12 protein-coding genes and 1 riboswitch are annotated in these 13,956 nt (G+C 36.4%); of the genes, 10 read left to right on the top strand and 2 right to left on the bottom strand.

Translation table 11 applies throughout. From position 1 onward, the window contains the following. Positions 1 to 116: 116 nt before the first annotated feature. From MOC86_RS08660 to MOC86_RS08630, 7 genes are all read left to right on the top strand, one after another. Complete coding sequence (locus tag MOC86_RS08660; protein WP_268583778.1) at positions 117 to 2,450, top strand: heavy metal translocating P-type ATPase; 2,334 nt, start codon at positions 117 to 119, stop codon at positions 2,448 to 2,450. A gap of 120 nt (positions 2,451 to 2,570) precedes the next feature. Then, positions 2,571 to 3,269: a thioredoxin domain-containing protein gene (locus tag MOC86_RS08655; RefSeq protein ID WP_268583777.1), complete on the top strand. Its 699-nt coding sequence runs from the start codon at positions 2,571 to 2,573 to the stop codon at positions 3,267 to 3,269. Then, positions 3,266 to 3,688, top strand: a complete 423-nt coding sequence (locus MOC86_RS08650; protein WP_243518934.1) for a disulfide oxidoreductase — start codon at positions 3,266 to 3,268, stop codon at positions 3,686 to 3,688. The genes MOC86_RS08655 and MOC86_RS08650 overlap by 4 nt, the downstream gene beginning before the upstream one ends. Before the next feature lie 232 nt (positions 3,689 to 3,920). Then, positions 3,921 to 4,259, top strand: a complete 339-nt coding sequence (locus tag MOC86_RS08645) for a bile acid:sodium symporter (protein ID WP_268583776.1) — start codon at positions 3,921 to 3,923, stop codon at positions 4,257 to 4,259. Between the two features lie 80 nt (positions 4,260 to 4,339). Then, complete coding sequence (locus tag MOC86_RS08640; protein ID WP_268583775.1) at positions 4,340 to 4,906, top strand: TetR/AcrR family transcriptional regulator; 567 nt, start codon at positions 4,340 to 4,342, stop codon at positions 4,904 to 4,906. Positions 4,907 to 4,983: 77 nt separating this feature from the next. Then, the gene (locus tag MOC86_RS08635; protein WP_268583774.1) at positions 4,984 to 5,928 is read left to right on the top strand and encodes an NAD(P)H-binding protein; all 945 of its coding nucleotides are present in this window, start codon (positions 4,984 to 4,986) and stop codon (positions 5,926 to 5,928) included. A 184-nt stretch (positions 5,929 to 6,112) separates the two neighbouring features. Further along, complete coding sequence (locus MOC86_RS08630) at positions 6,113 to 7,129, top strand: alpha/beta hydrolase family esterase (RefSeq protein ID WP_268583773.1); 1,017 nt, start codon at positions 6,113 to 6,115, stop codon at positions 7,127 to 7,129. 28 nt (positions 7,130 to 7,157) lie between these two features. Here the strand turns inward: MOC86_RS08630 and MOC86_RS08625 are convergent, their stop codons facing one another. Next, positions 7,158 to 8,183, bottom strand: coding sequence for an AI-2E family transporter (locus tag MOC86_RS08625; protein WP_268583772.1), 1,026 nt, complete (start codon positions 8,181 to 8,183; stop codon positions 7,158 to 7,160). Positions 8,184 to 8,445: 262 nt separating this feature from the next. Next, positions 8,446 to 9,879 carry a sodium/proline symporter PutP gene (putP, locus tag MOC86_RS08620; RefSeq protein WP_419146625.1) on the bottom strand — a complete coding sequence of 478 codons (1,434 nt, stop codon included), beginning with the start codon at positions 9,877 to 9,879 and terminating at the stop codon, positions 8,446 to 8,448. 466 nt (positions 9,880 to 10,345) lie between these two features. Continuing rightward, a riboswitch (cobalamin riboswitch) is annotated at positions 10,346 to 10,533 on the top strand. A gap of 136 nt (positions 10,534 to 10,669) precedes the next feature. On the opposite strand from putP, the gene MOC86_RS08615 reads away from it, so the two are divergent. From MOC86_RS08615 to MOC86_RS08605, 3 genes are read left to right on the top strand one after another with little or no spacing between them, the layout of a single operon-like run. Further along, positions 10,670 to 12,202 carry an ABC transporter substrate-binding protein gene (locus tag MOC86_RS08615; RefSeq protein ID WP_268583770.1) on the top strand — a complete coding sequence of 511 codons (1,533 nt, stop codon included), beginning with the start codon at positions 10,670 to 10,672 and terminating at the stop codon, positions 12,200 to 12,202. Then, positions 12,203 to 13,132: a nickel ABC transporter permease gene (nikB, locus tag MOC86_RS08610; RefSeq protein ID WP_268583769.1), complete on the top strand. Its 930-nt coding sequence runs from the start codon at positions 12,203 to 12,205 to the stop codon at positions 13,130 to 13,132. 11 nt (positions 13,133 to 13,143) lie between these two features. Further along, entirely contained in the window at positions 13,144 to 13,956 is an 813-nt protein-coding gene (locus tag MOC86_RS08605) for an ABC transporter permease (protein WP_268583768.1), read from the top strand.

Raw genomic sequence — 13,956 nt, 5'->3', positions numbered from 1 at the left:
CCTATTGAATATAATGAAGTTAATACATGAACATATGCTCATATAAGGCGGTTAAGTCTTTTGATCTTTATTCATAGGAAAAATGTATTTTTATGGAGAAAGTAAGGTGAGGGCTAGTGGAAGATCGGAGAGAAAGAGTGAAGAGAGAACTTTTGTTAGAAGGTCTTGATTGTGCGAACTGTGCAATGAAAATCGAAAATGGAGTAAAGGCACTAGAAGGTATTGATCGTTGTACAGTGAACTTTGCGACTAAAATGTTGACATTTGATGTAGAAATGAACGAAGAAGAGAAAGCGCTAGAAAGTGTTAAAAAGAAAGTACATTCACTTGATTCACATATTAAAATTAAAGAAAAAGGTGTAGAGACGTATACGCTCTATTTGAACGGTCTTGATTGTGCGCATTGCGCAGGGAAAATAGAGTCAGAAATGGGCAAGATTCCCGCTGTTCAGAAAGCAAGCGTTGATTTTGTTTCAAAAATGCTTCACATCACGCTTGCTTCTGAAGCTTCCTGGAATAGAGAAAAAGAAAAAGTTATTCAAAAAATTAATAAAATTGAATCTGGAATCACAGTGGAAGAGGAAGAAAGTTCTTCAAAGGAAAAGGATGAGCATGGGCGTTCTATATTATGGCGTTTAGGTGGAGGAGTTTTGCTAACAGGAATAGCGATGTTTGCTTCTTTACCGTTTCCTTTTGAATTTGCACTGTTTCTTATCGCATACGCTATTGTTGGTGGAGACGTTGTGTATAGGGCAGCAAGGAACATTATTAGAGGGCGCGTGTTTGATGAGCATTTCTTAATGACCATTGCAACGATTGGGGCATTTCTGATTGGCGAATATGCAGAGGGCGTTGCTGTTATGCTTTTTTATCAAACTGGTGAATGGTTCCAAAGTCTAGCTGTTAATCGTTCTCGTAAATCAATCAGCGAAATGATGAACATTCGTCCTGATTATGCAAATCTTAAAGAAAGTGAAGGGAACAAGAAAGTTTCACCAGAAGAGGTGAAACAAGGCGATATTATTGTTGTGAAGCCTGGCGAAAAAATTCCTTTAGATGGGATGGTCCTAAATGGAAGTTCATCAGTAGATACTTCCGCTCTTACAGGAGAATCGCTTCCACGTGAGGTTGAGAAAGGAAGCGAAGTGCTGAGCGGATTCGTAAATAAACAAGGTTTATTAGAAGTAACGGTTACAAAAGAATACGGAGAATCAACGGTTTCAAAAATATTAGATCTTGTTCAAAACGCGAGCAGTCGAAAAGCGCCCACTGAAAATTTTATTACTAAATTTGCCCGCTATTATACGCCTATTGTTGTCATTATTGCTTTTCTTCTCGCTTTCTTGCCTCCACTCCTTTTCACAGGGGCAACGTTAGCTGACTGGACATATAGAGCACTTGTCTTTCTTGTTATTTCATGTCCATGTGCGCTTGTTGTTTCTATTCCACTAACGTTTTTTGGAGGAATTGGAGCAGCATCTAGACGAGGTATTCTTGTAAAAGGTGGAAACTATTTAGAGGCACTAAATGATGTGAGATATGTTGTGTTTGATAAAACAGGAACACTCACAGAAGGTGTATTTGAAGTTGTTCATGTACATGCTGAAAAAAGTTTTACGAAAGAACAAGTCTTATATTATGCGGCATATGCTGAGCAACATTCTAATCATCCAATTGCAGAATCAGTAAAAAAAGCATACAACGGTAAAGTGAATGAAGGGCTAATTACAAGCTATAGTGAAAAAGCGGGTCATGGGATTGAAGCAGTTGTAGATGAAGCACAAGTTTTAGCTGGAAATGAAAAACTTATGAATTTGTATTCTATTTCCTATAGCAGAGCAAGTGAGTATGGAACAATTATTTATGTTGCAGTAAATAATCGCTATGCAGGCTATCTTGTTATTTCCGATAAAATAAAACAAGATGCTAAAAAAGCCCTAAAGTCTTTAAAAAGGCTTGGTATTAAAAAAACAATGATGCTTACAGGAGATCAAAAAAGCGTTGGAGAAAACGTTGGAAAACAATTAGGGATTGATGGAGTATATGCTGAGCTTTTACCACAGCACAAAGTTGAAAAAGTAGAAGAGCTTGACAAGGCTAAAGAAAAAGCGGAAAAACTGATTTTTGTGGGAGATGGGCTCAATGATACGCCTGTTCTTGCTAGAGCTGACGTTGGGATTGCAATGGGAGGACTTGGATCTGATGCAGCGATTGAAGCAGCAGATATTGTTATTATGACAGATGAGCCTTCTAAAATTGCTGAAGCAATCTCTCTTGCTAAACGAACAAGAAAAATTGTATGGCAAAACATTAGCTTTGCTCTTGGCGTTAAGGCAATTTTTCTTCTTCTTGGAGCGTTTGGAATTGCTACAATGTGGGAAGCTGTATTCTCAGATGTAGGTGTTACGCTTTTAGCTGTCTTAAATGCGATGCGAATTTTAAAAAGATAGGGAGAAAAGCCGAATTTTCGGCTTTTTTTCTTGAAAAGAAAAAAGGAGAAAGAAAAGGGTTTCTGCTATACTAATGAAGAATACTAGTTTAGAAGAAACTGATAGGAACGAGGTGATGAATTGAAAAGTAACCAAAGCTTTCGTTTGAAAGTAGCTGCTCTTATTACAGGGGTGTTAGCAATGGGTATCGCTTTTTTTCTTTTATCAGCAAACAGCAATTCAACTAAAACAAGTACAACTTCTTCAGAGGATGAAATAGCTCATTCCTTTTCCTTAAACAACCAACCGTTGCTTGGTGAGGAAGATGCACCTGTTACAGTTGTTGAATTTGGAGATTTTAAATGTCCAGCATGTAAAGCATGGGGAGAAGAGATTTTTCCAAAGCTTCAAAAAGAATATCTTGAAAAAGATAGCGTGAATTTTTCATATGTAAACGTGCTTTTCCATGGGGAAGAGTCTGAGCTAAGCGCTCTAGGAGCTGAATCGATACTAAAGCGAGATCCTAAGTCTTACTGGAATTTTCATAAAGCTTTATTCAATGCCCAACCAACGCAAAATCATAATGAAAAATGGGTAACTGTTTCAAAGCTTACAGAGATTGCAGGAAATACAACAAATGTGGATCTTGTGCAGTTTAAACAAGATATCGAGGCAAAAAGTATGCTTTCAGATGTTGAAAAAGATATGTCTCTTGTGGAGGATTATCATGTTGTTTCAACTCCAACTGTAATGATTAATAACAAAGTTGTAGAAGATCCGTTCAACTATAGCGAAATTCAAAAAGCAATTGAGGAAGAACTAGAGGAGAGTACATCATGACTGAAAAAAACAATCGTTCCATCATCTTTTTATACGTTGCTTGGCTTGCTTCTATTATTGCAACGTTAGGAAGTTTATATTTTAGTGAAGTACGCGGATATGTGCCGTGCGAGATGTGCTGGTATCAGCGCATTGCTATGTATCCTTTAACAGTAACAATGGGGATTGCTGTTTTTAAAAGAGATCTGGCTGTTAAAAAATATGTTTTACCAGCCTCTATTATTGGCGGGCTGATTTCTGTTTTTCATTATTTAGAACAAAAGGTACCAGGATTTGCAGCCATTAAACCATGTTCAATGGGTGTTCCTTGTAGCGGAGAGTATATTAACTGGTTGGGCTTTATTACCATTCCATTCTTAGCTTTCGTTGCTTTTCTTATTATCACAATTTGCTTACTGTTTGTAAAAAAGGAAGACTAAAATGAGCATAGTGGAAAAGATGCAGCCACTTGTAATTTTAAGCGCTATGATGATAGGATTCTTCCTTTCTAAAATAGCGCTTTTTGCTACATATGCACCTCTCTTTCTTTTGCTTTTTCTATTTTTTATATGTTTTTGCTTCCTTTCCTTTTAGCGATCATTATAAAAAGGAGAAAGGGGAGTACAAAAGTGGAGAGCATTTTTTACAAGCAAAGGAATGCTATTCTTAAGTTTGTCTGTAATGATGATGTTTACTTCAGAAGGAAGCTATCTTTCTCGTCATTTCTCAGTTTTATACGTGTTATTGCTTCCTCTTCTTGTTTTCTTTACCATTGCTTTTCTAGCCGTTTTTTTAATTAGTAAAATATTAAGATTTAAAACAAGTGATAGAGTAAGTCTTCATTTTATTACACTTGCAAGAAATTCACCACTTGCCCTTGCTATGGCTGCAGCAGCCTTTGAAAATCAACCAGAGGTTTCTCTTGCACTTATCCTTGGACCACTTATTGAGCTCCCGCTGCTAGCCTTTGTTGCTTATTTATTGTTGCAGAGAAAGGAATATCGGAATTGATATTTCTTTCTTTGTAATTGACAAATGTAGGGGTTTTTTCTATAATTTTATTGAACATCGGTCAATAAAGGGGAGAAATGATGTCACCTCGAAAAGCTGTAAAACATGAGCTAACAAGAGAAATGATATTAAACGTAGCACGAAAGCTATTTGCTACAGAAGGATATAGTCATGTCTCAATGAGGAAGATTGCTAAAGAGCTAGACTATAGCCATGGAGCGCTCTATTATCACTTTCAAAACAAGGCAGAGCTTTTTTCTGCACTTGTTAAAGAAGATTTTTCACTTTTAGATGAAAAGTTTTATGAAGTGATGAAAAGAGATATAGGCGCTGACGAGAAACTTCAGTCTGTGCTTTTAACTTTCATTGAATTTGGTCTCACATATCCAAATCACTATGAGGTTATGTTTCTTACAAAAGATAAAGAAGTAAAGTTTTATCACCATAGTGGCCCAGAAGAAAGCTACAAAAGGTTTGCAGAGGCTCTTAGTACACTTTCTAAAACGAAGCTATCGATAAGTGAAGCATGGTCTATCTTCTTATCTCTTCATGGATTTGTAGCACACTACTCATACTGTGAGCAGTCGTTTGAAGAAGTGAAGGATATGGCAAAAGCACACGTTATGTTTTTATTAAAAAAGATTTAAAAATAGATGAGGAGTTTCCTCATTTATTTTTACCTTTTAATTAACCGGTGGTCAAAAAATAAAAGGAAGTGATGGATATGAAGAAAGCTCTTGTTATAGGAGCAACAGGTGGAATGGGGAGTGCTCTTGTATATGAATTGATTGAAAGAGGAATCAAAGTTATTGCTTTTGCTCGAAATGAAAGAAAACTTCACCGTTTTTTCGGAAAAGAAGACCTTGTTACAATTCAAACAGGGGATGTTTTTCATAATTTATCTTCCTCTGTTGCCGGAGCTGAAATTATTTTCCATGCTGGGGCACTTCCATACGCCCAATGGCAAGAAAAACAGGAACCATTTATGAGGTGTATCATAAAAGCAGCAAAAGAAAACAAAGCGAAGCTTGTCGTTGTTGACAATATCTATGCTTATGGAAGAAGTAAAGGAGAAAAAGTGAGAGAAAATGACGAGAAAAGCCCTCATACAAAAAAGGGGAAGATTCGGCTTCGCTTAGAACACTTGTTAGAAGAATCAAAAGTTCCTTATCTTCTTGCTCATTTTCCCGATTTTTACGGCCCACGAGCAGAGAATACACAGATTGACTATTTGCTTCAAAGTATCATTAAAAATAAAAAAGCAATGTTTGTTGGAAATCAAACAATAAAAAGAGAATATATTTATACTCCAGACGGAGCAAAAGCTCTTGTAGAACTTGCTCTTTGTAAAGAAGCTTACGGAGAGACGTGGAATATCCCTGGCTATAGCGGAATTTCAGGATCCGAATTTCTTTCTTATATTAGAGAATACACAAATTATCAGAAACGAGTAGGAACAGCCACAAAAACAATGGTACGGCTTATTGGCATTTTTGATCGTAATATGAAGGAATTTATAGAAATGTTTTATTTAAATGAGGACCCTCTTTTTCTAGACGGAACAAAATACGAGCATAGAATCGGAAAAATTCCAAGAACTCCTTATAAGGAAGGAATAAAACAAACCATTGATTATATGAGGACAGAAAAGACAGGAAACGCTTCTTAAGCGTTTCTTTTTTTTTTTTTTACAAAATTTGAGAAAAGAAAAGCTATTCTTCTTTTTCCTACACTAATTATGTGTAAGTCACATATATATATAGGTATACCCATTAAAACTATGAGGATTATTTAAGAACTTTTTCGTAACTTTCATATTTTTGCAATCGTTTTCATAAAAGGAGGAAAAAAGAGTGTTAAAAGCCTTGCAAGCATTTTTCTCTCTCGCACTTTGTCCACTGTTTGGTAGTCCTTCTGCATCAAGTGATTGTAGTTTTGAAACAAGAGAAACGTTTAAGGAAGGGGAGTATGGAGGAAAAAGCTACAAGCTTTACGTTCCAAGTACGTATGACAAAGAAAAAGCATCTCCATTACTTGTTATGCTTCACGGCTGTACCCAGTGTGCAACGGACTTTGCGATTGGTACTGAGATGAATATGCTAGCGGAAGAACACAATTTTCTTGTCCTCTACCCAGAACAAGATGCTAAAAGTAATCCAAACAAGTGTTGGAATTGGTTTGAACCTCTTCATCAAGCGCGTGGTAGAGGAGAGCCTGCAGCCATCGCCGGAATGATTGAAGAAATAAAAGAAGCGTACACAATTGATAATCATAAAGTGTTTATTGCAGGAATGTCAGCTGGAGGAGCAATGAGTATTATTATGGCTGCAGCCTATCCAGAAATTTTCTCAGGACTTGGAGTTGGAGCAGGATTAGAATATAAAGGAGCTACAAGCGTTTTTGATGCTTTAAATGTTATGAACAATGGAGGACCAAATCCGTTTGAACAAGGTTACTTAGCATATAAAGAAATGGGAGAAAGGGCAAGAGTTATTCCAACTATTGTTTTTCATGGAAGCTCTGATACAACAGTTGCACCAATTAACGGAGAGCAAGTTGTTTCACAATGGATCGTTACAAATGATCTAGTGGAAAGGCATAATGCAGGATGGATTTGTCATGGAGTAAATGAAACAATAAAAGGAAAAGTGAGAAATGGAAAAGAATATACACATGACTTGTATCGAAACAAACGAGGGGAATCTATTGTTGAGAAATATACGGTATTGAACATGGGGCATGCATGGTCAGGAGGAAATGAAAATGGAAGCTTTACAGATTCTGAAGGACCTCATGCAAGTAAGATCATGTGGGATTTTTTTATTAGAGAAAATGGGGAAAATGGATATTCAAATCAAAAAAGCTCTTGAAGAAATCTTTTCAAGAGCTTTTTTCATGTTAAGATTTTTCTTCTTTATTGTTTGTAACCCCTAATACATCAAGTAAAAATACAAAGACAGGTATTCCGACAATCAATCCCCATACTCCAAAAAAGTGTTCTGAAAAAATAAGCACAATAAAGGTGAAAAAAACCGGAAGCTCTGTTTTGGCTGACATAAGTTTTGGATTTAGAAGGTAAGCTTCAATAGCATGAATAACCATAATCATAATCAATAAGTATAGAATCATTGTAAATCCACCAATTGTATATCCAATGATGGAAAGTGGGATAAGCGAGAGGATAACCCCAGCAACAGGAATAAGACCGAGGAAGAAAATTAAAATCGCTAGCCCAAACAGCTGTGGGAAATCAAAAAACCAAAGGCCGATTGTTGTAAGAACACAGTTTACAAGAGCAATAATAAACTGAGCTTCAATGACTTTTCCAAATGTCCTAACGAATTTACGACCGAAGAAAGCAATCTCTGTGTAAAAAGCAGACAGCTTACTTTGCTGAAACTTTTTGCTGAACATAATAAGTCTTTGTTTTTCCAAGAGGAAGAACATGCTTAAAATTAAAGACAAAAAGATTTGGACACTTAGAATACTAAGATCTGTTAAGTATTTGTATAAAAAATTAAATCCTTGTTCAATATAAGTATTTAAATTTACGCTATCAAATGTATTTGAGATAAAGGAGAAGAAAGGAATATCTTCTGGATTTAGATAAAATGCTTTAATTTGTTTTACAAGCTCTTCAACTTGTGTTTTAATAACTGGATAAAATCTAAAGCCACCTACAATAAGTCCAGTGACAAGTAAAACATAAAGAATAAGCACGATGAGCTTTTGGCTGATGGGTACCCATTTATGCACCCATTTTGTAACAAACGTTTGCACTCTATCCATTAAAAAAGTAAAAATAAACGTTAACAAAATAAAATTGATCATGCTTTTTAGAGCGAAAAGAGCAAGCGCTAAAATGAGGAAAATCAAGAAGCGTCTAAAACCGCGGTTTTCCCAGAGTTTTGCTAATCCAGTCATTGTTTACATCTCCCATAAAAAATATAGTGTACTCTTGTTTAACCCGCTATTATGGGAAACTACAGAAAATATTAAAAGGAATATTTAAAAACTGCTGTGCATTTCCGAACGTGTATCGTGTTAAACCTATCTCTTAATATTATATGCTTTTCATGTTTAATTTTAAAGCTGTATTAGCGATTTTGAATATTTAATTAAAGATGAAAAGAGAAAAACTCCCTTTGAAAGCAAAGAGAGTTTCTAAATATAAATGAAACGTACATTATTTCTGACTGTCTTTTAAGACTTCTTCCATTTTACTAAACGTGTTTTGAACACTTTGAGAAGGAGTTGTCGTAAAGAAACTTACAACTACAACGGCAAGTAAGCTTGCGAAGAAGCCTGGAATCATTTCATACATAAAATCAGACATCCCTGTTTGTACCCAAGCAAGCACAACAACAGTACCTACAATAATTCCGGCAAGAGCACCCCACTTTGTCATACGTCTCCAGAATAGACTCAAAAGAATAGCAGGACCAAATGCTGAACCGAAACCAGCCCATGCATAGCCAACAAGATCTAAGATAGTGCTATTTGGTGTATATGAGAGAATAACCGCAATTACGGCAACAATTAAAACAGCGAGTCGCCCAACTGTAACAAGCTCTTTATCAGAGGCATTTCTCCGGAAGAACGTTTTATAAAAGTCCTCTGTTGCTGCACTTGATGTTACAAGAAGCTGAGATGAAATTGTGCTCATAATAGCGGCTAAAATAGCGGCTAGTAAAAATCCTGTAATATAAGAGTTAAATAAAATGTCAGATAACAGGATAAAGATCGTTTCAGGATCATTCAATGTTATGTTATTTTCTGTAACATAGGCTAATCCAAATAGTCCTGTTAAGCAGGCTCCAATAATAGCAATAATCATCCAGCCCATTCCAATACGTCGAGCTGGTTTTAATTCTTTTATAGAACTAATAGCCATAAAACGAACAATAATGTGGGGTTGGCCGAAATATCCTAATCCCCAGGCAAGAAGTGAGAAGAGACCAATAACTGTTGTTCCTTTGAAAAGATCCAAATGTGTTTCATCAATGCTTTTGATGGTATCAAATACATTCGTTGGTCCACCTAAGTCGAATAGCACAACAACTGGTACTAGAATAAGAGCAAGAAACATAATAATACCTTGCACAAAATCCGTTAAGCTTACAGCTAGAAAGCCACCAAAAAGCGTATAAGCAACAACAACAATAGCGATGAGAAACATTCCATAACGATAGTCTAATCCAAAAGCAGATTCAAATAATCGTCCACCTGATACTAATCCAGATGAAGTATAAAGTGTAAAGAAAACTAAAATAACAAGTGCTGATACTAATCGCAGTATACGGCTTTTATCTTCAAATCGGTTTTCAAAATAGTCAGGAATCGTAATGGAGTCATCAGCAACATATGTGTATGTTCGAAGCCGTGGAGCTACAAGTAAATAATTTAAGTATGCTCCAATGGATAGCCCGACAGCAAGCCATATTCCAGATAATCCTGTTGTATACAATGCACCAGGAAGCCCCATAAGCATCCATCCGCTCATGTCAGATGCTCCTGCTGAAAGGGCAGTAACTGCTGGACCAAGTCCGCGTCCTCCTAACATGTACCCCGATATATCATCTGTTGATTTTTTATATGCATACCAACCTATTGCGAGCATCCCTAAAAAGTAAATGCCCAATGTAATATAAGAACCAATGCCCACCAAATCTCTCCCTTGTTTGTTTTTACGCTTTAAGCGCTGATGAAGTGAATTATTTCTCTTATTCTATGAGAAAATAATTTAACTATTCGGACTATTATTGTAAAGTAAAAAAGACTAGGAGTAAAGTCTGTTTTGAGTAAATATGACTATTATCACCGAAAAAGGTAAAAATATCAAAGAGCCAATAAAATGATATGTTTAAGGGAATATAGCTTGTTTTAAAGAATTTGAAGAGAAGGAATATAGTTCTTTTTACCTATTTGGAATCCCTTGTTAAATTCGTATTCTTATAAGAAAGAGAGAAGCGATTTATTCTCTTTCTCTTCATATTGCAATTGGATACATTTGCTTTATAATATAGAAGAGCTGCATTTGTAGTTATTAGAATGTTAGACTTTAAAAAGTGCAAAAAATAAAAATTTTATAAAGTTTGGAAACAGGTGTAAAGCATAGTTTGCTTGCTTAAAAGGGAAGTCGATGAAATTTCGACACGGACCCGCCACTGTGAATGGAGTATAGGAGCTTTAAATAGACCACTGAACAAAAGTTCGGGAAGGAATAAGGCTCTTTTCCTTAGTCAGGAGACCTGCCTGTTTTAACATCGCTGTTCGACCTACGGGAGTTTAGGGAGGTGGTTAGAATGCCTGTTTTCTTAAACTTTATGAATATAAAAGCATGTCTAACCTTTGAAAGGGGAGACATGCTTATTTTTTTAGCCTAGATAAATAAAAGGAGAGATAAGAAAATGAAAAAAGCACGCAGTTATCCGGTTATTTTAGCTCTATTATGTTTTATTTTTTTAGCTGTAGCAGGCTGTGCAGAAGGACAAGATAGGGCAGAGTCAGACTCAAAAAAATTATCCTTTGCATTTCCGTGGAGCCCAAAGAGCCTTGATCCACACGGTAGCGATAGCTGGGAAGTAATGCGATCTGGTGCAGGGGAAACACTTGTAAAACTTAATGAAGACTTAAAACCAGAACCTTGGTTAGCAAGCAGCTGGGAAAGAAAAGATGGCAAAACGTGGACCTTCACATTAAGGGAAAATGTAAGCTTTCATAATGGAGAGAAAATGAGCGCTGAAAGTGTAAAAAAATCGCTTCTACGTTCAAATGAAAAAGATTTAAAGGTTAAAGATTTACTAAACTTGGAAACTATCCGTATTATTGATCATCACAAAATTGAGATTGTTACAAAACAACCAAACGAAGCTTTAATTTCACATCTAGCCGATCCATCTACAATTATTGCAGATGTCTCTACATTAGATGAAAAAGAGGAATATCCTGCCCTTACAGGAGTTTTTCAATTTGAGAAATTTAACAAAGACGAATCGCTGATTATGAAGAGAAATGAGGGCTACTGGGGACAGAAAGCAAGAGTTGAAGAGATTGATATAAAATTCATATCAGATGGAAATACGAGACTTATGGCTTTACAATCAGGAGATGTTGACGGTGCTGTTGATATTTCAACAGATCAAATTAGCGTGCTGAAAAACAGCGACAATATAAATGTCTTAACTGCTCCTTCACTTCGAACTCATATGATGATGTTCAATATGAACTCAGCTCGTGTAACAAATCTTTCCGTTCGACAAGCAATTGATAAAGTCTTGCCGAGAGAAGAGATCTTAACGTCTATTATGAAAAATGAAGGAACGAAAGGAAACGGTCCATTTCCAGAAGTATTGTCTTTTGGAAAAGTAAAGCAGAGCCAAGAAAATCAGTCTTTTGATTCGTTAATGAAACAAGGAGGCTATACGAAAGAGGATGGAATATGGACTAAGAGTGGAGAGCCTTTGCAACTAACAATGCTGACTTTTCCTCAACGACCAGAGTTGACGGTAATGGCTGAAACGATTCAAAGTTCCCTATTAAAAGAAGGGATAAAAGTAAAGGTAAGAAGCGTGGAAAATATTGATGATGTTCTTGCGGAGGATAATTGGGACTTATCTATGTATAGCATGCTGACAGCACATACGGGAGATCCTCAATACTTCTTAAACTTGTTTTATAATTCTAAGAGCCTAGCAAATGTAAGTCATTATAATTCAGCTAAGGTAGACAAACTGTTAACAGAGTTAAATCAAACTTCTGGAGAAAAAGAGCGTGAAGAAATCGCAATAAAAATCGGTAATCAAATTAATAAAGATATTCCTCAATCTTTTATCGTTTATCCAAATACCGTATTTGGAGTGAATGAAAAGGTGAAAAACTTTGAGCCAAGTCCAATCGAGTATTACTATATTACTCCAAACGTTGATGTGAGCTCATCTTAAATGATTCGCTTTATCGCTGAACGCGTTGTACAGCTTGTTCTTGTGGTTTTTCTTATGTCAACATTCACTTTTTTATTGCTTAGGATAGCCCCCGGAGATCCTGCACGCCTCATGTTAACAGCTCATAACGTGCCTGCATCACAGGAAGCTTTAGATAGCGTAAGAGAAGAGCTTGGCTTAACAAGCACACTCCCCGTTCAATATGTGCATTGGATAAAAGACGTATTTACAGGACAGTGGGGAGTGTCCTATATGTCAAAACAGCCTGTACTTGAAGAAATTGTGAGAAGAATTCCAGCCACATTTGAACTAGCCCTAGGCGGTTTAGGGGTTATGCTTTTTATGACTTTTCTTTTTGGAATGTCAACAGCCCTCCGTTCACAAGGAATAGTGAATCATTTTGGGAAGGGACTTGCGCTTGTTGGCTCATCTCTTCCATCATTTTGGCTAGGATTTTTACTTATATATATTTGTTCTGTAAAGTATCAGTTGCTTCCTTCAATGGGAAGAGGGAGCTTAGAAAATTTAGTATTGCCAGCTATCACACTCGGTTTTGGACTTGGAACAGTGTATGCCCGCGTATTCAGAGAGCATTTGCTTGATGTTTTACAAAAGCCTTTCGTGAAAGCAGCAAGAGCAAGAGGTCAGTCCGAGTTTTCTCTTTTAACAGGTGAAGTATTAAAACATGCTATATTACCAATGATTACGATGACAGGGACGAGCTTTGCTTTTATGCTTGGCGGGAGTATCATTGTTGAAACGGTTTTTTCTTGGCCTGGATTAGGCCGTTACATCATTGATGCAATTAATATGAGAGACTATCCTATTATTCAAGGGTATGTTATTTTTACGACTTTTTTATTTGTGCTAATTCATATTTTAATAGATATATTGTGTAGTTTTGTTGACCCTCGGTTACGGGCCAACTAGGAGGAAAAAGAATGACACATCAGTTTTATAACAAATATAGCCGAGGGATGAAAGGTGTAAGTTTTCTTATCGTTCTTTTACTTGTGGGACTGTTAGCGCCTCTTTTGGCACCGCATAATCCTTTAGATACGAATTTGGCCCAGCGGTTACATCCGCCAAGTTCTACTTATCCATTTGGCACAGATCATGTTGGAAGATGTATACTGTCTCGTATTTTGTATGGAATGAGAATAAGTATTGGAGGAGCTTTCCTCATTATGATTAGTACGCTTCTTATTAGCCTTCCAATTGGTCTTCTAGCAGGATACAAAAGTAGAAAGGGTACCTTTTTTCTGCGCATTATGGATGGTTTTCTAGCTGTGCCTGATATTGTTCTTACTATTGCTATTGTTGGTGTGCTAGGGCAAGGATTTATAAATATGATGATTGCGGTTGTAATTGTTCGGTGGGCAAACTATGTGCGCATTGTGCGTAGTTTTGTTTTAAATATTTGTGAGGAAGATTACATAAAAGGAGCAAGAATGGCTGGAAATACGCACTTTCAAGTGATGGTAAGATATGTTATTCCCTCTATTTTTACGCCACTTGCTGTTTTTATCTCTCTTGATATGGGCAAGATTGTGCTTTTAATGGCAGGGTTATCTTTTCTTGGATTAGGTGTACAACCACCAACGCCTGAATGGGGAGTTATGCTTCATGATGGAGCTTCTTATTTTCAAAGTGCTCCACACGTTATGCTTTTTCCAGGGCTCTTTGTTTTACTTTTTGTATTAGCATGTCAGCTTATAAGCGAAGATTTAAAAAAGAATAGTGGTGAACGTTAA

This window comes from Priestia endophytica (assembly GCF_026790145.1).
Lineage (GTDB): Bacteria > Bacillota > Bacilli > Bacillales > Bacillaceae_H > Bacillus_I > Bacillus_I endophytica_A.
This window is presented reverse-complemented; position numbering and strand designations above follow the sequence as displayed.

Excerpts from the sequence above, each read along its gene's own strand:
- MOC86_RS08650 (WP_243518934.1), top strand. The coding sequence starts at position 3,266 with ATGACTGAAAAAAACAATCGTTCCATCATCTTTTTATACGTTGCTTGG.
- MOC86_RS08640 (WP_268583775.1), top strand. The coding sequence starts at position 4,340 with ATGTCACCTCGAAAAGCTGTAAAACATGAGCTAACAAGAGAAATGATA.
- MOC86_RS08635 (WP_268583774.1), top strand. The coding sequence starts at position 4,984 with ATGAAGAAAGCTCTTGTTATAGGAGCAACAGGTGGAATGGGGAGTGCT.
- MOC86_RS08625 (WP_268583772.1), bottom strand. The coding sequence starts at position 8,183 with ATGACTGGATTAGCAAAACTCTGGGAAAACCGCGGTTTTAGACGCTTC.
- putP (WP_419146625.1), bottom strand. The coding sequence starts at position 9,879 with ATGCTCGCAATAGGTTGGTATGCATATAAAAAATCAACAGATGATATA.
- MOC86_RS08615 (WP_268583770.1), top strand. The coding sequence starts at position 10,670 with ATGAAAAAAGCACGCAGTTATCCGGTTATTTTAGCTCTATTATGTTTT.
- nikB (WP_268583769.1), top strand. The coding sequence starts at position 12,203 with ATGATTCGCTTTATCGCTGAACGCGTTGTACAGCTTGTTCTTGTGGTT.
- MOC86_RS08605 (WP_268583768.1), top strand. The coding sequence starts at position 13,144 with ATGACACATCAGTTTTATAACAAATATAGCCGAGGGATGAAAGGTGTA.